This window comes from Leptospira meyeri (assembly GCF_004368965.1).
GTDB lineage: Bacteria > Spirochaetota > Leptospiria > Leptospirales > Leptospiraceae > Leptospira_A > Leptospira_A meyeri.
On record NZ_SORO01000001.1, the window covers coordinates 48,877 to 68,532 of the forward strand.

Consider the following 19,656-nt stretch of genomic DNA (forward strand, 5'->3'; position numbering starts at 1 on the left):
CCGCTACGGCTTTATTTCCTTTGTAAGGATTTTTTTTATCTTTTCTTTTGCTCGATTGGCCCTAGCTAGGACAGTCCCTAGGGGAACATCGAGGATTTCCGCAATTTCTTTAAACTTGTAACCTTTTAGCCTGAGGATGAGAATTTCCTTATGAGCTTCATCCAAACCTTCAATGAGATCATAAAACTCGCGTTTTTCTTCCCAAGCAAAGTAGACGTCTTCCTGGTTTTGCCTATCATCCAAAATATCGATACTCAAATCCAAAGAAATTCCCTCTCGATATTCATACCGACGAATGGATCTTGTCTGAGACATACTGATATTTTTAGAAATTTCACTTAAATAGATAATAAATGCAGGCAAACTGTCCCCTTTGAATTTTCGAAGGAGGTGGTAATCGTTTTCTGTAAGTTTGAGATAAACCTGTTGGGAAGTGTCTGTGACTTCCTCTCTAGGAACGTAATGGGCACAAGTTCCAATGATGAGCCGATGGAATCTTCGGATCAACTCCTGCCAGGCCGAACTCTTTCCCAGTAGGCAGTTATCGATTAACTTCCGTATCTCATCACTCATATTTCTTTCACCGATTGGACGGAATTTTTGCAAGATATCATTACGTTTTCTAATCTTTTTTGGAAATGGTGGGATCGAAATAAAGTTTGCCTGATGAACCGAACTCGTGTTTGGTTCGTTTGCGAAAAAGAAAATTGGTCTTTTGTTGTGAATCGCCCATAGTCGCTAAAAAAACCAAAAAATCCTAAGATTCGAATTTTCGGATTAGTATTTGGAATTTCTTCTAAACAAGTTTGAAATTCATTTAACGTATTGATTTGGTCAGTGTCAAAATCTGGATCAACTTTCCATTCTTCTATCAAAGATAAATAGAATTTTTTGGATTCGGTATTTTCTTCGTTTAAGTTAGAAGCTGACCAAGGGTTTTGTTTTGAATAATAAAACAACTGGTAGGTGCTTCTGTTCTGTTGTTTCATATCATGCAAAAGTCGTAAAATCAAAGTTTTTCTTCTGGCCTCTGGCATATCAGAATATAACACACGATTAATAGCCAAAGTGTATTCTCTTTCTTTTCCTAAAAATAAAACTTCGTGGGATTTGTATAAATTTGAAAAAACGTAAATTGTTTTTTCCCATTCGTTTCTTAATTCTTCTAGAAGGGGAATGAGTTCTTCGTTTTTTATCTCAGATTCTAAAATTTCAAATTTAGGTAAAACAATTAAATCGAATATTTTTTTCTTCGTTTGTTTTTCGAGTTGAATTTGTTCTTCTTTATTTGCAGTAACACATTGTCTTACAGTTAGAATGGCATCATAAAAGGAAATATAACGTAAGATTTGTGTTAAGTCTTTGATCTCTGTTTGGTGACATGATTTCCAATAGAAAGAAAAATCCTCTTCTTCTGCTTCAGTGGCAGGTCTAATCATGTCACGTGTTTGAATGCCGTAGGCTTGGCTAAAAAGGTTTTGTTTTGAATAATATGAAGTCCATACATCCTCAAAAGATTTTGATTTCGGGAACCACTGTGCTTGGATTGGGAAAGAGGAAAAAAAAACTATGATTAGAATGATTTTGAACTCTTTCAAAATCCACTCCTGGTTTTGAATTCATAATACATTTTCTCTTCTGATGTATCGCTTGATAAAATGGATTCTAATAGTTCTCTTTTTTGAGAATCATCTAAAAATTCATGTTTGGTATTTAAAAACTGAAGGGCCATTTTGCGGAATTCTGAATTCTTTAAATGAGAGATTTGAAGTAAAATCGGATCCTTGGGAGAGGCAGATTCTTCTTTTTGTCTTTTGGATTCTGCCTTGGGGATATTTTGGATTTCAAAACTCTCTACCTTGATAGGTTCTTTCCTTTCACCTAAAAAAACAATACAAAAAAATAAAAACAATAAAACAAAGGTTATGCCAGCTATTTTTCCAAACTTCCGATTTGATGTTTGAGTTGAAAAGTGAATTAAGCTAATTGCCGTTATGATCTCTTTTGAAGTTCCATTATATAATGTTTTTCTAATTTTTTCCAAAGATTTGTGGGAACTTTTCGTTTTTAAAAATGAGTCCCAGAATTTGATTCCAATTGTCTTTGCTAAATTCGATTCCACCGGGAAAAGAAATCCGATTACTTCTTTGGCACCAGCTTTTAAAAAACTCGTAGTAAGCCCCGAATGTTCAATCGAGTCAAAAGAGGAGTGACAGCTGTTAAAAAAAACAAGATCCAGGTTGGTAAAAGAATGTTCTGCTATTTCTTTGGAATATAAAAAGTCGTTTGCGCCTAGTGGAATTCCGTTTTTTTCGGTGTGGCCTGCATAGTGTAGATACTTTGCTGACCCAATTTCTTCGATCAGCCTAACTCTTGTCAGGTTGTTTTCCTTTAGAATCCGTAAGTTTAATTTTTTTTCCAAAATAGGATACAGGTTCGCACATTCTTCTTTTACAGTCGCAATTAAGTTTGGTTTTACTGGATTACAAACAAGTAAAACAGAATTTGTTTTTTGTTTGTTTTCTTTTTGAATGGTATCAATTCGGATTCCTCTTCGGTAATCTTTGTCTTGGAATAAAAAACCTTTCTGTGTTCGTAAAATTTCCCAAGGGATGGGTGAAAACTCAGGATCGATGAGAAGCTGGATAGAATCTGGAAATCCGGGATAACGCCAAAAGGGGAGAGTTTTTCCAAAAACGATTTGTTCCAAACTATCCGATTTTTTTCCTAATTTTTTTAGGAATTCTTCTTTTGTGGGATTTTGTGAAAGAACTCTTTCGACAAATAGTGCCCAATCTTTTAGGAATTCGCTCAGGATTTTACCAGAGAATTTAGTTGTTCTTTCTACAGTCCCAAATTGATCCTGTTTTTCTTCCCAAATACATTCTCCATCTGTAAATTCTTCTCTGGAATATTTTGCGATAATTCTGAGTTTCATATTTCTTCAATGGATTGGAATTTTTGAATTAATTCCTTTGCTCTTAGTAACAACTGTTCTACTTCTTCTTTGGTCGTAAAATAACCCGTTGAGATTCGAATACAACGTAGCGCTTCCTCTTCCGTATAACCCATATGGAGAAGGGATTTTGAAGCTTCTCTTGCGCGAGATTTACAAGAACTTCCTGTGGAAACCAAAATTCCTTTTTCCTCCATTCCTAATAAAAAGAAATCAACAGCTTGGATTGGTAAAATGAGAAAGGTTGTATTGGGAAGTCGTTTTGAGTTTTTTGCAATGATAATACAACCCATTTCCTCTAAAGAAGTTTCGATCATAGATTGAAAAGATAGTAGTTTTTTGTTTTTTTCTTCCAGATGTTCCAATTGGAATTTTGATACTTTGTTTAAACATTCAATGGCAAAGGTATTTTCTGTTCCTGCTCTGTGATCATTTTCTTGGTTTCCACCACCAAACACACGAAAGTTTGGATTTATATTTGGTAAATAGGTCACAGCAGCTCCCATTCCTGCACCTATTTTATGGCCTGAAAAAGTATATCCGTCAAACAATGAAAAGGAGAGGTCAACTTTACAAAAACCTTGCATCAGATCACTGTAAAAAAGTTGCCCATAATGTTTGGTGAGTTTTGAAATTTCTTCTGCTGGTTGGATGACACCCGTTTCGTTTCCTGCATAAAGGCAAATCACGGGTCTTGGGTTTTCTTTTAACTTTTGTTCCAGGTTTTGAATATGAACGATCCCAGATTTGTCAGTTTCGATTAAGTCAGCACTAAACCCATATGATTCTAAAGCCGCATACATGCTGGAATGTTCAAAAGGAGAAACAATAACGGAATCTAACTGGGGAAAGAGGACACGTAAACTTTGGACGAGTAAATAGTTTGACTCAGTCCCTGTTGCTGAAAAAACAAATTGTTTTTCATTGCCATTGGTTAAGGTAACTAAATACTTTCTAGTTAGTTCGATTTTTCCTTGGTTTTTTAGGGAATACCTGGTGATTCCTGATGGATTGTAAAACTCTTTGAGATACGACGCCAAACAGGATTCCAGAATTTCTGCAAAAGGTGGGTGTGTGGCATTGTAATCAAAGTATTTTATGTCATTCGTTAAAGGGGATTTCATCAGCTTCTTCGTAGCGACCCAGTTTGCGAAGGACGGATCTAGTTAAATTATGATAAGATTTCAAAATATCGTCTTTTTTTCCACCTACACTTCGTTCATCGACATTGCGTAGTTTTGATTTTAAGGAATCTAGGATGGTCAAACTTTTAGAGTTTTCTTTGAGTTTATGATAAGATTCTGCTTCTTTCATTTTTGATTCAAATTCGTGAACAAGTAGTGCAGGGACGTTGATGTCTTCAATTTCTGAAGCAAGTTGGATATTGGCAGCTTCTTTGAATTCAGCTGCTGCACGTTTGTAATAGGATTCGTCTTCCTGGCCAAGCTGAAAAAATAACTCAGCCCGGCGGAATTTAAATTTTAAATACTCTCTTTCATCTGCCCCTACAAAATAGATGATTCTTTCATAAATATCATCCATTTCCCTTGGAGAAAAATTTTTCATTCCTGTTAGTAAAATTTGTCTGAGTAATGATTCTAAATAATCATTCGCCGAAACTTCAGAAAAATCGCTGCGTTTGATTGAAGATAAAACCACACTTCTTTTTTGAACAGCACTCAGTCCACTAGGAACTTTTTCTAATTCGGTTAGTTTCTTTAAGACAAAACTTTCTGTTTCCAACATATGTGTTTTGTAACCGAGGAGGATTTCGCTTGGACGACAACTTGCCCAAGCAACGGATTCAATTTTTTTAGGAGCAAGGAGTTCTGGGCCTGAAAAACGTAACGCACGTTTGTAGTAGTCAAGAGCAGTCAAAACAGCTTCAATATGAGAATTCCAATAGTCTTTTGGATTGGGTCCGAGAGTCAGTTCACCTTGAGGAGCCATTCTTTGGAAAAGGGGAGAGCCCCAATCTTTGGCTTTTTCTCTCCAAGTGAGCTCTAAAAAATGATCCTCCACATGTTCTTTGCTTCGGAAATACAAACAGGCTTTTTCCATTAGAGCTAAATCCAAAGGTAAAATGGAGCCTTTGGTATTTTCTTCCGAACTAAAGAACTGGCCTATTGTTTGGAGGATGTCTGTTCCACCTTCTTTTCTGCCTTCAAGGACTGCATCGCCTTTGGCGATGAGCTGGTGCGCAATCCGGGGGTTGGGATAACCAAAAAACGAATTGTAGGCGAGGGTGAATTTGGCAAGGATGGTGTCCTTGTTTCTCAGAATCCATGGGAAAGTGATTGCCCACACGATGAGAACGGCCAGGATGTATTTTAAATTTTCTCGGAAGATCTGGTTCAAGGATTGTCCCTGTACCCGATCTTTGCCGGAATCTACTGATGTTTCAAGCAATTAAAACTTTAAACCGTCCCTTCCTCTTTGTTTTCTTTTGTTTTCTCTCACTTTCTTTGATTGCCATAGAACCTGGGCCAAGAACCAAAGAATGTTCCGCATTGGATCCCGGAGTCCCTGCTGAGTTTCTCCTCTCTCGTGCTTTAAGGGAACAGGTGGATGGGTTTCAGGCTGCCCAACGGCGCAAAACAGAAGAATCCAAACTTTCCTTTGAACGTTCTGTTTCTTTTCTAGATTCTTACCACAAATGTCTCTCGGAAGTCGGCAAAGAGCCAAGTGCGCTTAGTTCGGAAACTCTTGCTTTGAATTATTTGGAACTAGGAGTTTTGGACCAAGCTTGGGAATGGTCGGAAAAATCCATCTCCAAGTCACAAGAAATTTCCAAAGACTTAATCCTCTTGCAGACAAGGATTCGGATTCGGCAAGGAGAACTGGCAAAGGCATCCGAAGTTTTAGAAAATTCCCTCCACAAGTTTCCGAATGATTCTGATTTTTTGTATTTACTCGATAATTTGAATTTTGAAAGAAAACTTTGGAACCAGTCTGTTTTATACTACACTGCACTTTCTTTTGTCATTGAAAGAAGAGATAATCATTCAAAATACAAATACCTCACAGCAAAAGCTTTGGGTGAACTTAATTATAAATTAGATCATCCAAAAATTTCCATCAAACGTTATAGCGAATATACAAATGTTTATAAAAATGATATGGAAGTTTTGTTTCGTTTGGCACAAATTTATTTTGTGTTAGGTGATTTTAAGAATTGCCGGACTTATCTAGAACAAATTCGAGAAAAAAATCCTAGAGACATTGATGCCTCTCATATGCTCGCAGAAATTTATTTTATGGATTCTCGAGACACCGCACCTACTTATTTTGCGACCTTAAAAAAAGAGAAAAAAATTCCAAAAGATGGAATTGTCTATTTGTTGGATCGATTGATTTCAGGATCAAAACTTGGATTAGAAACAAAACTAAGGACTTATATTCAAGAAAATCCCGGAAGGTTATCCCCACGGATTGCTCTTTTGGAGTTGGCCGAAAAAGAAAACATTCCCGAATATGAAGTATTGAATGCTGACACGGCTCAATATGCTTTCGAGTATAGACAGTATCTTACCGCAGAAAAAATTTTAAGAAAGGGTCTTTCCAGGATTGAAACCAAGGAAAATGCCAATGAAGAAAAGTCTTTGTATTTAGAAAAAATTTCATCCTGCCTTGAAATGCTTGGGTTGTGGAACCATGCTGTCATTTCGACAAAAGAAGCTCTGCAACATACCGAAAAGACCGATAAAAAGTTTCGGCTGCGGTTTCGATTGGCTTATCTTTATCTCCAAGGGAATTTAAAAAAAGAATCTCTTTCCGTTTCTGTTTTATCCGATACAATCAAAGAAAATCCAACTGCTGCTCATTTTTATTTGAGAGGTCTTGCTTATTTCCAGTTGGCAAAATACAAAGAGAGTATTCAAGATTTTACTGATGCCATCAAACTAGATCCAAATAATTATAATTATTATTTTTATCGCGCCACTGCTTTTGATAAATTAAATAAGTTTAGTGAAGTGGAAGCAGATTTAAAAACTACACTTTCGCTCAATCCCAATGCTTCCAATGCAATGAATTATTTGGGATATTTGTATGCTGAAAAAGATATCAATCCCGATGAAGCAAACCAACTACTGACCCAAGCAGTGTCTTTGGAACCAGATAACCCTGCTTACCAAGATAGTTTGGGTTGGGTGTTGTTTCGGAAAAAAGATTTTAATCGAGCCTTACTCCATTTAAATTTTGCTGCTTCTTTGGCTTTAGAGCGAGGATTTGAAGATCCGGTGATTTATGAACATTTGGGTGATGTGTATTTGGCCAAAAAAGATCCAGTCAATGCACTCCAGTTTTTTAAACTTTCCGAATCAAAATTAAAAGCAGAGTCTAACAAGGACCTAGTCGCAAAAATTAAAAAAGTACAAAAGGAAATTTCGGAATGAAAGGAAATACCATCCTTCTTAGTGTTTTATTTTTGATAATCTCGTGTCAGTCAACTGAAGTAGAGGATCCTAATTTTATCGGTCGAGACAAAGAGAAATACATTTCTGCAAAAGAAGGCGAATCCAAAACCTTACTCAAAGAAATTTTAGAGAAACAAACAGAATTCCTTAGTTTTAAGTCTGAATTTTCAATGCAGATCCAAACCTTTGTTCCGAAAAAAGACAATGTATCCTTGGATGGAAAACTCTATTTTTCTAAAGAATCCAAACAGATCAAAATCCAATTGATGGATAGTTTTTTTGGCATGGTTTTTACCGAGCTCATTGCCGACCCAAACCAAATCCAAATCAAACCAACAAGCACGAAGGATATTCAATCCTTGCCGATGGGAGACATCCTCATTCAAGATCCAAATACAGGTAAAAAATTTGCGATCCCATTCCCTGTCATTTATGAGTATTTGACTGGGGCATACATCAGTGAAATCCAAAGTCCAAAGGCGAAATTCAATACGAGTGATTCACGGATTGCTCTTTCTAAGGCTGATGGAGAATACGAATACTTTTTTAAAGGTGGTCATTTGGATCGTTTGGAACTTTCCAGTGCCAAACGTGGGTTAAAAGCAATTGCTCTTGTGAAAACTAAACCAGAACAAATTCATCCACCAAAGGAAATCATTACCAAAGTCATTAGTTTGGATACTGAAAAGGAAAATGTTCTCATTCAGATTAAACTAAAAAAATCACAAATCACGGAAGTGCCTTCAAACGTATTTCGATTTTAAATGAATCTATTTCGTATTTGTTTATTAATCGTTTTTGTTTTGCCATTTTTATTGTTTGGCGCAGACATTCCAGAATCGGTAGAACCAAAACTGGATTTACCCGTTCAGAACCTTTACCATTTTCGAACAGAAACAGGAGAAACCATCCAATATCCGAAATCCACTAAACTTTGGTTTGGTGGAGATGTGATGTTCAATTGGGGTGTGAGGGATTCGATGCGATCCGAAGACCCATACTTTCCTTTTAAAAGTTTTTTTAGTTATCTAAAAAATTTTGATTTTCGGTTTCTCAATTTAGAAACACCCATCCTTCATAAAACTCCTTCTGCAGACCAACGAAAATCCTATGTGTTCTTTGGAGAGAGAAAGGATTTAATGGTTTTGCGTCTTTTGGGGATTGATGGAGTTTTCCTCGGAAATAACCATACTATGGACTTTGGGGAAAATGGACTTTTTGAAACCTTAGAGTTGTTAGATGAATTTGGAATTCGTCATACAGGGGCCGGAAAAAATACAGATGAAGCCCTGGTTCCCATTATAGTTTCCAAACAAAATACAGAGTATCGAATTTTTTCTTTTTCCGATACGGGAGAAACAAGGTTATTTTCGGGGACTAAATCTCCGGGGGCAGCTTATTTCCGAGTGGGAACGGCTGAACGTTTGGTTAAAAGAACAAAACCAAATCAAGTAAATCTTCTCTCCGTGCATTGGGGTGTGGAATACAATCCTCTCCCAATGGATACAGAAAGAAATGCCGCAAAATATTTGGTGAATGCAGGTTATCAAGTGATCATTGGACACCATCCTCATGTTCCTCAAGGGATTGAGGTATTTCCTAAAGGTGTTGTCATTTATTCTCTTGGAAACTTTTTCTTTGGTTCTAAAAACCAATATTTGAAACACAATATCTCTGTAGTTTTGCATTTTGATGGCGACAAACTTTTGTTTGTGGAGGTGGTCCCTGTGTTTGGAAAACACCAATCCTTACCAGGTGATCATTATTTTTTTCCTTTAGGTCCAAAAGAGGCGGAAATTTTTTTGAAAGAGTATGCGATTCTTTGTAAACAACTCGGAACCGAACTAGTAATTTCTGGCGGTAGAGGTTATGTTTTTTTGGATAAAGAACTAAAAGCCAAACTAAAGCCGTAGTGGAACCAACTGCAAGTAAGTCCCAAAGCAAAAAATGGAAAACTGAGTTCTAATAAATTGGTTTTGTAAATCGAAAACAACTGCAAGAAAAATCCTGTAAAAAAGAGAATCGATGCTGTTCGTAAAATCCAACCCTTTTCATATAACCAAAAGTAAACGGAAACAATGGCAACATAACCAAATAAACAAAACCATTTGAGTTGGGATGTGGGTTTTAAGTATTCGAGAGAAGGTGTCATTTCTTCTGCAGTCTTTGCATCCAGAACATTTAAAATTAAAATGTTTTCGATTAAGTCTGCAAAACCCGCAATCACAAGAAGTAAAACCATTCCCATAAAGATCTTAAGGAAAATGGGTCTCACCTTTCTTCCCGCATAATGGCCCGTATAAGTAAGAAAAGCTAAATAACAGAAGATAAATCCAAAGTCAAAATAATGAACTTTTCTATATTCAGCAGATAAATGAAAAAAATCAATGGTATCGGGGATTCCGACTAAGTCTTGGACCTGTTTTGGAGTTTCTGCCATTTCAAGGCCGAGGAGGGTGGATTCAAATCCGGAATGGTTGTCGAGTGCAGGTTCTTTCGGGGTGATGTGGTTCAAAAAACCAGCATAAAGTGCTAAAAATAGGCCAAGGCCAAGGCCCCAAACTTCTGGAAAATTTGATTTTTCACCCATAAAAATGTTAGAAATTCCATAGAAATGGAAGGGTTTGGGAACTCCAAGAAGAAATTCCATTGACCCCTGTCCCTATTGGAAAAACCCTAGTGGAAACTAACAAATTCTTCTACCTACAAGTGTTTCTATGTAGGTATACCCATAGGAGAAATATGAGAAACTACGAAATCACGAATATTCTTCGTGAAGGTAATGTAGAAGAGACGAAGTCTGCAGTAAAAGACTTACTCTCCAAATACAACTTCACGATCCAAGGCGAAGAGGATTGGGGTTCTAAAAGACTCTGGCATCCGGTTGGACAAGACGAACAAGGTCACTTCACACTTATCAAGTGTTCCGGCTCTCCCGCAGAAGTAGCAAAGATCGAACATGAGTTTAAACTCAATGCGAATATCTTAAAAACCCTCGTAATTAGGGCAAATGGCTAACGATCTTAACAAAGTACTTATAATCGGTCGAATGACCCGTGATCCGGAATTTAAATCGGTGAACGGAAGTTCTGTTGTCAATTTTTCAATTGCGAATAACAGAGTTTATGTGACTAACGGTGAAAAAAAAGAGGAAACTCATTATTTTGACTGTGTGGCATGGGGCCGACTCGCTGACATATTAAAACAATATGCTGGCAAAGGAAAACAAGTAGCGATTGAAGGCAGACTTCAACAACAGTCCTGGGAAACTCCTGAAGGCAAAAAAGCCTCTAAAATCCGCATTTATGTCGAGACCGCACAATTGTTAGGTGGTCAAGGGCAAGGTGGAGGATCTGGAGACCGTTCTGACAGTTCCAATTCTTATGATTCCGGCGTAAGTAATGGTTATGATGATTATCCAGCCGGTGATGACGACATTCCTTTTTGATAGGTGATGACAATGAGCGAAACAGCAAATATTGATGATACAAGAGTAGATTCCCGCGAGAGTATGGACGGGATGGAAGACGACGAAAAAGGTGGTTTCCGTGGTAAAGACGGAGAAGGCAAATTCGGTCGTAAAAACGCAAAATACAAAAAGAAAGTATGTAAGTTCTGTGCTGACAAAGCACTACTTGCAGGACTTGATTACAAACGAGTCGACATTCTAGAAAGATTTGTTACCAACCGTGGTAAAATCATTCCAAGAAGAATCACTGGAACTTGTGGCAAACACCAGAGAGCCCTTGCTCGTGAAATCAGAAAATCCAGATCTATCGGTTTATTGCCGTTTAAAGTTCTGTAGGAGTAACGGATGAAAGTTGTATTACAAAAAGACGTATTGAATCTTGGTGATGCTGGAGATGTGAAAGAAGTTGCTGATGGTTATGCACGTAACTTCCTCATTCCGAGAAGACTTGCCGTCCGTGCAAATGATGGAAACACTAAAGCGGCTCTCCACCAAAAAAGACTTGCTGATCTTAAACGCGAAAAACGTGTAAAAGTGATGAAAGATCTTTCTTCTTCGATTGATGGTAAAACATACGAAGTGAAAGTGAAAGTGGGTGAGAACGACAAACTTTTTGGTTCTGTAACAGCAAATGATATTGCTCTCGCAATCAAAAACACTGGGGTAGAACTCGACAAACGTAAGTTAGATTTAGGTGAACCAATTAAATCGGTTGGTGAATTTAAAATTAAAGTTCGTTTGGCTGAAGGTGTTGTACCTCAAATCGTAGTTAAAGTCGTCGGCCAAGCATAGTCTTACACTAAAGCTTTCTCGATGAATTCTAACCCCCTTCAGGAGATAGAGTCTGAGAAGAACTTAATCGGTTACCTACTCATGAGAGGGGTAGCCGGGCAGGAAGACTTAGGTCTAAGCCCGGATGACTTCTATATGGACACACACAAACGTGTCTTTGAAGCCGTCACGGATCTTATCAATGAAGGGATCAATATTGACCTAGTTACGGTCACAAACCAAATGCGGGAAAAACGTCTTTTTAAAGATGAATCCCGTGACTTGGAATATATCACATCACTCTATAAAGATACTGTCCCCTTTCAGCCGTTAGACTATTACGTTCGTCGTGTTAAACGTGTTTCGGACAGACGTAAGTATGTAGAAGCATTAAACCAAGCCATTGACAAAGTCAAAGTAGAACCTGGTGAAAACGATTCTGTATTCAGTCTCGTAGAACAATCACTAATGGATATCTCTCGCCAAGAGAGATCCAAAGGTTTACGAAAAGTAAAAGACGATGCCAACGCACTCATCGATTACATCAAAAATGTTGTGGCGGCCAGCCAAAATGGAACGGGTGGGATCAATGGATTAAAAACCCATTTCACTGGTCTTGATATGGCAACCACAGGACTAAAATCTCACGAATTAATGATTCTTGCCGCTCGTCCCGGAAATGGAAAAACAACCTTTGCCTTAAACATTGCTGCCAATGCAGCTTTGAAAGAGCGCAAAACCGTTGTTATTTTTTCGTTAGAGATGAGCCGAATCGAATTACTTCTCAAACTCATCAGTGCGGATGCAAGGATTGATTCCTATGCATTAAAAGCGGGAACTCTTACTTCCGCACAGATGACCCAACTCAAAGACAGTATTGGAAATATTACCTCTGCAAGTTTGTATATTGATGATTCAGGATATTTAACCATCCAAGAATTTTCAGCGAGACTTCGCCAACTTCGGACCACAGAAGAAGTAGGGCTTGTGATTGTGGATTATTTACAGCTAATGAGTGATCCAAAGGCGGCTATGGGCGGACGGCAACAAGAGGTTGCTAATATTTCCAGAGGACTCAAACAAATGGCACGGGAGGTGGGTTGTCCCATCATCGCATTGTCGCAGATGAACCGTTCCATTGAAAACCGCTCCAAAGACCAAAGGCCACAACTCTCCGACTTACGGGAGTCAGGTGCCATTGAGCAGGATGCGGATATTGTATGTTTTATTTATCGGGAAGAAATGGTGAAACCTCCCGAGGAGCTTGACCCAAACAAAAGGGGAATGGCAGAGATCATTATCGCCAAAAACAGAGCGGGTGCTACGGCCGATTTTCCATTGATGTTCAATCCGAAGATTAGCCGTTTCGACAACGTTCCATTATAAAGAGGTTTTCAATTGAATCAGTGGGTCAGTTCCGAATATAAAAATAGAGTTAGCGCAACGAGTGTCTCTGATGCGTCTGTTGGAAAAACATTATTCCTTTCCGGTTGGGCCTTTCGTTACCGTGACCAAGGTGGGGTGATTTTTATCGACCTTCGTGATCGTTCTGGAATTTTACAAATTGTTGCTCGTAAAGAAATTCTTGGTGAAGACTTCTCCAAAGTAGAAAAAATTCGTTCTGAGTTTGTGATTGCTGTAAAAGGAAAACTTTCTCTTCGTGATGCAGAATCCGTAAATCCAAAAATGGAAACCGGCAAATACGAGTTAATTGCTGAATCTGTAGAAATTTTAAATACATCCAAAACTCCTCCATTTACTTTAGATGAATTTGATCCATCTGGTGAAGAAATTCGATTGAAGTATCGTTATTTGGATATGCGCCGCGAAGAACTTCGAGATCGTTTGGTCCTTCGGCACAAACTAACATTTGCTCTTAGAGAGTATTTGGATAGTAAATCTTTTTTAGAAATTGAAACTCCGATTTTAAATAAATCCACACCAGAAGGGGCAAGGGACTTTCTTGTTCCTTCTCGATTGAATGCTGGTGAGTTTTATGCTCTCCCACAATCCCCACAACTTTTCAAACAGATCCTGATGATTGGAGGAATGGAAAGGTATTTCCAAATTGTAAAATGTTTTCGAGATGAAGACTTACGTGCAGACCGCCAACCAGAGTTCACACAACTTGATATGGAGTTTTCTTTTGTAACAGAAGATGACATTCGTTCTGAGATCGAGACCATGTGGGCCTTTGCTTTAAAGAAAGTGTTTCATTTAGAAGTGAATGCACCCTTTATGACTATGCCGTATCATGTGGCGATGGAAGAATATGGTTCTGACAAACCGGACATTCGTTTTGGAATGAAACTCGTGAATGTATCGGAAATTGTGAAGGATGCAGACTTCCAAGTTTTCAGTGCAGCCGTTTCCGGTGGTGGAGTGGTGAAAGCAATTTGTGTTCCGGGTGGGTCTGTAATTTCTCGAAAAGAAATTGAAGACTTAACTTCTTGGTTATCAAGAGACTTCCGAGCGAAAGGTCTTGCTTACATGAAACATGGGGCAAATGGACTTGAATCCACAATCACCAAACGTTTCACTCCCGAAGCTCTCGAGAAAATCGCAAAAGCAGTAGGATCTAAAGAAGGGGATATGGTATTTTTTGGAGCTGATTCTTCTAAGATAGTCAATGCTTCCCTTGGTGCCTTACGATTAAAATTATCAGAAAAGTATGATCCTCCGAAGGTTCCTTATAGTTTCCATTGGGTCGTGGACTTCCCTATGTTTGAGTTAGATGAAACCACAAAAACTTGGACCTTCCTCCACCATCCTTTCACTTCTCCCAAAGAAGAAGACTTTGACAAACTAAGAGACTGGAAAGCTGGGAAATCGGTTGACCTTTCTTCGATCGGAGCTAAAGCTTATGATCTAGTTCTCAATGGGACAGAAATTGGTGGTGGTTCCATCCGGATCCACAACCCAGAAATCCAAAGCCTAGTTTTGGAAGCCATTGGAATTGGAGAAGAAGATGCTAAATCCAAATTCGGATTTTTACTCGATGCCCTTTCTTTTGGGGCACCACCTCATGGGGGGATTGCCTTTGGAGTGGATCGTATCATGATGTTACTCACGGGAGGAACTTCCATTCGAGATGTGATTGCCTTCCCTAAAACTCAAAAAGGAACTTGTATGATGAGTGAAGCTCCAGGTCCAGTTGAGGCAAAACAATTAGAAGAATTAAAACTCAGGGTAGTCACTATCTAATATGGATGAAAGTTTTACATTTCAGGAAGAATCCCTCTACCAAACGGTATGTGGGATAGGAGACAGCAAACTACCGTTATGGGAAAGTCGCCTCAATGTAAAACTAATCCCCAGAGGAAAATCTCTCATCATCCAAGGTAGCGAGGATCAGGTTCAAGTTGCTATGGATACCTTCCATAAGGTGGAAGAAAATTTCAAACGTAGACCAGACAAAGCCGATTATTCTTTTTTTGATATCGATTACTTAGTGAATAAAGTAAAAGATTCCAGTGGTGGTTGGCCAACACCTGGTTCTTCTGACTTCCAAAAGGAAGGAGAAACCTGGACTCCTAGAGACAAAATCTTTGTTACTTTTAAAGGAAAACCCATCTTTCCTCGTACAAAAAACCAGGAAAGTTTTGTGGATAGTCTTCATAAAAACTACATCACCATTGCGATGGGCCCTGCCGGGACCGGTAAAACTTTTTTATCCATAGCCACAGCTTGCCGTATGATGCAAACAGGAGAAGTGGACAGACTTATCCTCACAAGGCCTGCAGTGGAAGCGGGAGAAAATTTAGGTTTTCTACCGGGAGATTTAACACAAAAAGTGAATCCCTATCTTCGCCCCATCTATGATGCGTTACACGAATGTATTGGTTTTGAAAAAACCAGTGAGTACTTACAGGTGGGTAAAATTGAAATTGCTCCCATTGCTTTTATGAGAGGGCGTACTCTCTCTCATTCCTTTATTATTTTGGATGAAGCACAGAACTGTACTTTGCCTCAATTAAAAATGTTTCTCACAAGGTTTGGTAAAAATTCCAAAATGGCAATTTCGGGTGATGCCACACAAATTGATTTGGCTCACGGTCGTTCTGGACTTGAAAAAACGGTTTATACATTAAGAAATCTAAATGGGATCGAAACAATTTTCTTTGGAAGAGAAGATATCACGCGTCACCCGATCGTCGAATCTATTGTGAGACGTTTTGAAGAAAACGAGAGTCTCTTTTCGAAAAAACCATGAAAGCCATTTTAGATTCTTCTATGACCCGGCTCACAGACTTTCTCACGAGAGTGAGACCAGTTTCTGTTGTTCGAAATATTCAAATCATCCTTGTCTTTCTTACTTTGTTGTTTGTGACTTATGTACTTTCGATTCCTTTTTTTGGACAGACAAGTGTCAATACAGACCCCGATGGAATGTTTTCAGAAGGAAAAATTGCACCGGAAACGATCCAGTCAGTTAAGGAATTCTCTTACGAGGACACTGAAAAAACAAACCAGGAAAAACAAAAGGCAGCAGCTAATGTCCCTTATGCGTTTGATAAAGATTTCGGAATTTTAGTGACCGGAATTGATACCAATCTTTCTGAAGATGTGGAACTGCTTCGGACCATTTTAGCTGAAGGGAAAGTTACACCTGGTTTGGTCAAAGACCGAATCCCCAGATGGCGAAATAGAACCAATGAGGAAATCCAAGCGATCCTCGACTATCCCAGAAAAGACAAACTAAAAAGTTTTCTCCAACAATATACCAACTTAATTTTTTCTAAGTATTGTATTGTGAAAGAAGACCTTCCGTTTTCAAAAGATTTGGATAAAGCTGGAGCTAAAATTCGGAACATTGGAACTCAAGACCAAACCTCCATCATTGATGGAAATTTGGTAATCCCAAGGTCTCAGATTTATAAAGAAGGACCTGTTGCCTCCGTATTATCAAAATTAGCTTCTGAAAAATTACCTAATGTTTCTGATTCTCTCCTTAAAGCAGTGTCTAGGATTGGACTTTATTATGTTTATTCTTATCCTGCATGCAATTACAATCCGGAAGAAACGGAAAATGCTAGGATGAGGGCTACCAATGCCATCCCGATTCAAAAAAGCCGGATTCAAGCCAATGAAGTGATTGTGCGTTCAGGAGATGTAATCACTCCGGAAGTAAAAATTAAATTGGATATGATGAATCGTTATGCCACAAGGGCTAACTTGGCATCTATTATATCGATATTCTTAACACAATGTGTGTTGATTGTGATTGTCGGGTTTTACCTGATCCGCTACCGGCCAAACCGATTGAATGATCTCTCCAGTAACCTCATTATCTTTTTTACCCTTTGGATTGTGATTGCTTCCATTTATCTACTTTCAAAAGTTTTTTATGCAACTGACAGTGATTTGTCTGGGGTTTACTATTTTGGAATGTTTGTTCCAGTGGGGATGCTTTGTTTACTTCTTGGTTTTGTTTATGATGAACAACTCTCCATTGCCATTGGCTTTTTTCTGGCTTTTGCTGTATTTTTTGCCTCAAGATACAACCCGACATCGTTTATGTTGGCTTTTACTGTAGCCGTCATGAGTTCCATTTACGGAAGGCGACTTCTCAAACGGATTGATTTTTTGAAGGCAGGCTTTTTGCTAACTTTTGTGCAAATTCTCGTAACCACAGCTGGTTACTTGTTTGATGGCAGGGAGTTTTATGTAACGACTGGAGCCGGTTTTTTTCGTGATCTAACCAATTCCAATCTCTTTCGCATCACAGTGATGTGTTTTGTGAATGGTTTTGCCAGTGCGACTGCGGTTCAGTTTTTACTTCCTATGTATGAATATATTTTTAATATTCCGACTCGGTTCAAATTGATTGAACTCGCTGATACGGGACATCCATTGTTGCAACAGCTATTAACCAAAGCACCTTCCACATATACACATACTTTTATGGTTGCCGCTTTGTCTGAACGAGCTGCTCAAAATTTAAACCTGGACCGCCTTCTTGTTCGTGTTGGTGTTTATTTTCATGATATTGGAAAGATCCCAAATGCTGGTTTTTTTGTAGAAAATCAACATTTGATTCCAAAACCAGAACACATCGATAAAAACAATCCTGCCCTCGCTGCAAAAACAGTCATTGATCACGTGTTAGATGGGATAGAAATGGCAAAAAAGGCAAGACTTCCGCGAGAAATCATTAGTTTTATCCCGGAACACCACGGCACATCGACTATGGCATTTTTTTACCACAAGGCTTTGCAAGAAATCTCCCCAGCTGCCAGAAAAAATATCAATAAAAAAGATTTTCAATACCCAGGTCCCAAACCACAAAGTAAAGAAACGGCGATTGTGATGATTGCAGATTCTTTGGAAGCTGCATCACGTTCGTTAGACGAAGTTTCTCCTGAAAGTTTAGATGAACTCATTCGTAAAATTGTAAATTCAAAACTTGCAGAAAATCAATTGGATGAAAGTGGTCTGACCATTGGTGATTTAGAAATGATTAAATCTAGTTTTAAGGAAGTATTACTTTCTAGTTTGCACCAAAGACCAAAATACCCCAAACCGGAAGACACAAAAGCCTTGGAATCTGCAGGTTCAAGAAAAAATAAAAAATGAACTCCTCTTTATCAGTTTTGACGCATTGGAACGACCAATGTGAGTCAAATACAGAAATCCAATCGGATCTTGTTTTAGAGAATTGTGAATTGATTTTAAAACATCTAAGTCCGAATTTTTTACAAGTTTTAGAATTAGAGATATTGCTTGTGGATGATCTAGTGATGAAGGAAATTAATTTAGAAAGAAGGGGTCTAAACAAAACAACAGATGTTTTGTCTTTTCCTCTATATTCAGAATCTCCTCCTATCCCATTTCAGATTTTAGGAGAAGTTGTGATTTCTATGGATACCTGCCGTAAACAGGCAAAAGAAATCGGTCATTCGATCATAGACGAATTTTACCGCCTTCTGGTTCATGGGATCTTACATTTGTTTGGTTATGATCATGAAAAAGGTGAAGAAGAAGCCATTCGTATGCGCGCCAAAGAAGATGAATGTTTAGAATTGGTGTTTGAGCGTTAAATGGCCATTCGCAAAGAAAGAGGGATTGTCATCCAGAGTCGTGATATTGGGGATAGTGACAGACTCATTAGTTTAGCGGGTGAATCACAAAGTAGAATGAACTTTCTTAGCAAAGGAATTCGTAAGTCCAAACGTCGAGCCATCATTACAACAGAGCTTGGTTCTCTTGTAGAACTTGATTATTATGATCAAGCAGAAAAGGATTGGAAATCCATCAAAGAAATTCATCTAGTAAAACGTTATGATGAATTGAAGTCGGATTATTTAGGTACACTTTTTGTTTTATATGTAACGGAACTTACTTCGCAGATATACCCAGAAGGGGAAAATCATCCCTTTCTTTTCCAACTCCTCTCTGGTAGTTTAGAAACATCGAATGAAACTGGATTTCAAAAACAAATCCTTCCATTTTTTAAACTGCGAGCCCTCTCCCATATGGGCCATTTCCCAACTGAATTCTATTGTCATACTTGTGGGGAAGAGGTTCTAACCAAATCGGCGGCCTATTTCTCCGTCGCAGAGCGTGAATTTTTGTGTTCAGATTGTCACCCTATCCCTAAAGATCATTTGCCTGTTTTGAAACTATTTCATACTATGTTATCAAAGAAATTTTCGAATGTATTGGGAATTTTTCCAAGAGAAACGGAATATCGGGATGGGGATTTAATTTTAAATCAATTTCTCCGTTCTCTTTTCGGAAAGGAACTAAAATCCTACTTCGAGTTTTACAAGTCAATAGGGTATTTATGAATTCGATTACAAAGACAGTACTACTCTGTATGACTCTTTCTGTTTTTTTTGCTTTGTTCCAACTCCTACTCAAAGGAGAGAAATTCCGAAAAGACAAAAAGAATCATTTAGCAAAAGAACAGTCTGAACCTTTTCTCCCAACTTTGCGGGAAGAAAAGGAAAGTATCCCTCATTTTGTTTCCAGATTCAAAGCAAAAAGTTTTGAACTCTGGCAAAATTCTGACAAATTAAAAATGGAAATTAAATTTTAGA

The 19,656-nt window shown here is 38.2% G+C and carries 20 protein-coding genes; 14 read left to right on the forward strand and 6 right to left on the reverse strand.

The window, feature by feature from the left end:
* Positions 1 to 3: 3 nt before the first annotated feature.
* From CLV96_RS00250 to CLV96_RS00270, 5 genes are all read right to left on the reverse strand, one after another.
* Positions 4 to 573: an RNA polymerase sigma factor gene (locus CLV96_RS00250; protein ID WP_035983615.1), complete on the reverse strand. Its 570-nt coding sequence runs from the start codon at positions 571 to 573 to the stop codon at positions 4 to 6.
* Entirely contained in the window at positions 570 to 1,439 is an 870-nt protein-coding gene (locus tag CLV96_RS00255; RefSeq protein WP_004783596.1) for a hypothetical protein, read from the reverse strand. Before CLV96_RS00255 ends, CLV96_RS00250 begins: the two co-directional genes overlap by 4 nt.
* Before the next feature lie 155 nt (positions 1,440 to 1,594).
* The gene (locus CLV96_RS00260; RefSeq protein ID WP_004783536.1) at positions 1,595 to 2,938 is read right to left on the reverse strand and encodes a CHAT domain-containing protein; all 1,344 of its coding nucleotides are present in this window, start codon (positions 2,936 to 2,938) and stop codon (positions 1,595 to 1,597) included.
* Positions 2,935 to 4,080 (reverse strand): cysteine desulfurase family protein, encoded by a 1,146-nt coding sequence (locus tag CLV96_RS00265; RefSeq protein WP_004783572.1) that lies wholly within the window; start codon positions 4,078 to 4,080, stop codon positions 2,935 to 2,937. The genes CLV96_RS00260 and CLV96_RS00265 overlap by 4 nt, the downstream gene beginning before the upstream one ends.
* On the reverse strand, positions 4,058 to 5,314 hold the full coding sequence (locus CLV96_RS00270; protein WP_004783691.1) for a hypothetical protein: 1,257 nt from the start codon (positions 5,312 to 5,314) through the stop codon (positions 4,058 to 4,060). The genes CLV96_RS00265 and CLV96_RS00270 overlap by 23 nt, the downstream gene beginning before the upstream one ends.
* 38 nt (positions 5,315 to 5,352) lie before the next feature.
* Between CLV96_RS00270 and CLV96_RS00275 the strand changes: the two genes are divergently transcribed.
* From CLV96_RS00275 to CLV96_RS00285, 3 genes are read left to right on the forward strand one after another with little or no spacing between them, the layout of a single operon-like run.
* Positions 5,353 to 7,353, forward strand: a complete 2,001-nt coding sequence (locus CLV96_RS00275; protein WP_004783868.1) for a tetratricopeptide repeat protein — start codon at positions 5,353 to 5,355, stop codon at positions 7,351 to 7,353.
* Positions 7,350 to 8,138, forward strand: a complete 789-nt coding sequence (locus CLV96_RS00280; protein ID WP_004783947.1) for a hypothetical protein — start codon at positions 7,350 to 7,352, stop codon at positions 8,136 to 8,138. Before CLV96_RS00275 ends, CLV96_RS00280 begins: the two co-directional genes overlap by 4 nt.
* The gene (locus CLV96_RS00285; RefSeq protein WP_004783713.1) at positions 8,139 to 9,287 is read left to right on the forward strand and encodes a CapA family protein; all 1,149 of its coding nucleotides are present in this window, start codon (positions 8,139 to 8,141) and stop codon (positions 9,285 to 9,287) included.
* On the opposite strand, the gene CLV96_RS00290 is transcribed toward CLV96_RS00285, so the two are convergent.
* Entirely contained in the window at positions 9,242 to 10,024 is a 783-nt protein-coding gene (locus CLV96_RS00290; RefSeq protein ID WP_004783684.1) for a hypothetical protein, read from the reverse strand. The genes CLV96_RS00285 and CLV96_RS00290 overlap by 46 nt on opposite strands.
* 92 nt (positions 10,025 to 10,116) lie before the next feature.
* Between CLV96_RS00290 and rpsF the strand changes: the two genes are divergently transcribed.
* The 11 genes from rpsF (at position 10,117) to CLV96_RS00345 (ending at position 19,655) form a co-directional block, all read left to right on the forward strand.
* Positions 10,117 to 10,392 carry a 30S ribosomal protein S6 gene (gene rpsF, locus CLV96_RS00295; RefSeq protein ID WP_004783763.1) on the forward strand — a complete coding sequence of 92 codons (276 nt, stop codon included), beginning with the start codon at positions 10,117 to 10,119 and terminating at the stop codon, positions 10,390 to 10,392.
* Positions 10,385 to 10,822 carry a single-stranded DNA-binding protein gene (locus CLV96_RS00300; protein ID WP_035983616.1) on the forward strand — a complete coding sequence of 146 codons (438 nt, stop codon included), beginning with the start codon at positions 10,385 to 10,387 and terminating at the stop codon, positions 10,820 to 10,822. The genes rpsF and CLV96_RS00300 overlap by 8 nt, the downstream gene beginning before the upstream one ends.
* 72 nt (positions 10,823 to 10,894) lie before the next feature.
* Positions 10,895 to 11,179, forward strand: a complete 285-nt coding sequence (gene rpsR / locus CLV96_RS00305) for a 30S ribosomal protein S18 (protein WP_012389070.1) — start codon at positions 10,895 to 10,897, stop codon at positions 11,177 to 11,179.
* Between the two features lie 9 nt (positions 11,180 to 11,188).
* Positions 11,189 to 11,635 (forward strand): 50S ribosomal protein L9, encoded by a 447-nt coding sequence (gene rplI / locus CLV96_RS00310; RefSeq protein ID WP_004783665.1) that lies wholly within the window; start codon positions 11,189 to 11,191, stop codon positions 11,633 to 11,635.
* A gap of 21 nt (positions 11,636 to 11,656) precedes the next feature.
* Positions 11,657 to 13,000, forward strand: coding sequence for a replicative DNA helicase (gene dnaB, locus CLV96_RS00315; RefSeq protein ID WP_035983619.1), 1,344 nt, complete (start codon positions 11,657 to 11,659; stop codon positions 12,998 to 13,000).
* A gap of 12 nt (positions 13,001 to 13,012) precedes the next feature.
* Positions 13,013 to 14,818: an aspartate--tRNA ligase gene (gene aspS / locus CLV96_RS00320; protein ID WP_004783600.1), complete on the forward strand. Its 1,806-nt coding sequence runs from the start codon at positions 13,013 to 13,015 to the stop codon at positions 14,816 to 14,818.
* 1 nt (position 14,819) lies between these two features.
* Positions 14,820 to 15,827 (forward strand): PhoH family protein, encoded by a 1,008-nt coding sequence (locus tag CLV96_RS00325; protein WP_004783959.1) that lies wholly within the window; start codon positions 14,820 to 14,822, stop codon positions 15,825 to 15,827.
* Positions 15,824 to 18,190, forward strand: a complete 2,367-nt coding sequence (locus CLV96_RS00330) for an HD family phosphohydrolase (RefSeq protein ID WP_004783836.1) — start codon at positions 15,824 to 15,826, stop codon at positions 18,188 to 18,190. The genes CLV96_RS00325 and CLV96_RS00330 overlap by 4 nt, the downstream gene beginning before the upstream one ends.
* Complete coding sequence (gene ybeY, locus CLV96_RS00335) at positions 18,187 to 18,654, forward strand: rRNA maturation RNase YbeY (RefSeq protein ID WP_004783845.1); 468 nt, start codon at positions 18,187 to 18,189, stop codon at positions 18,652 to 18,654. Before CLV96_RS00330 ends, ybeY begins: the two co-directional genes overlap by 4 nt.
* Positions 18,655 to 19,404: a DNA repair protein RecO gene (gene recO / locus CLV96_RS00340; protein ID WP_004783646.1), complete on the forward strand. Its 750-nt coding sequence runs from the start codon at positions 18,655 to 18,657 to the stop codon at positions 19,402 to 19,404. It abuts the gene before it with no gap.
* Positions 19,401 to 19,655, forward strand: a complete 255-nt coding sequence (locus CLV96_RS00345; RefSeq protein ID WP_040916977.1) for a hypothetical protein — start codon at positions 19,401 to 19,403, stop codon at positions 19,653 to 19,655. Before recO ends, CLV96_RS00345 begins: the two co-directional genes overlap by 4 nt.
* The last annotated feature ends 1 nt before the right edge of the window (position 19,656 follow it).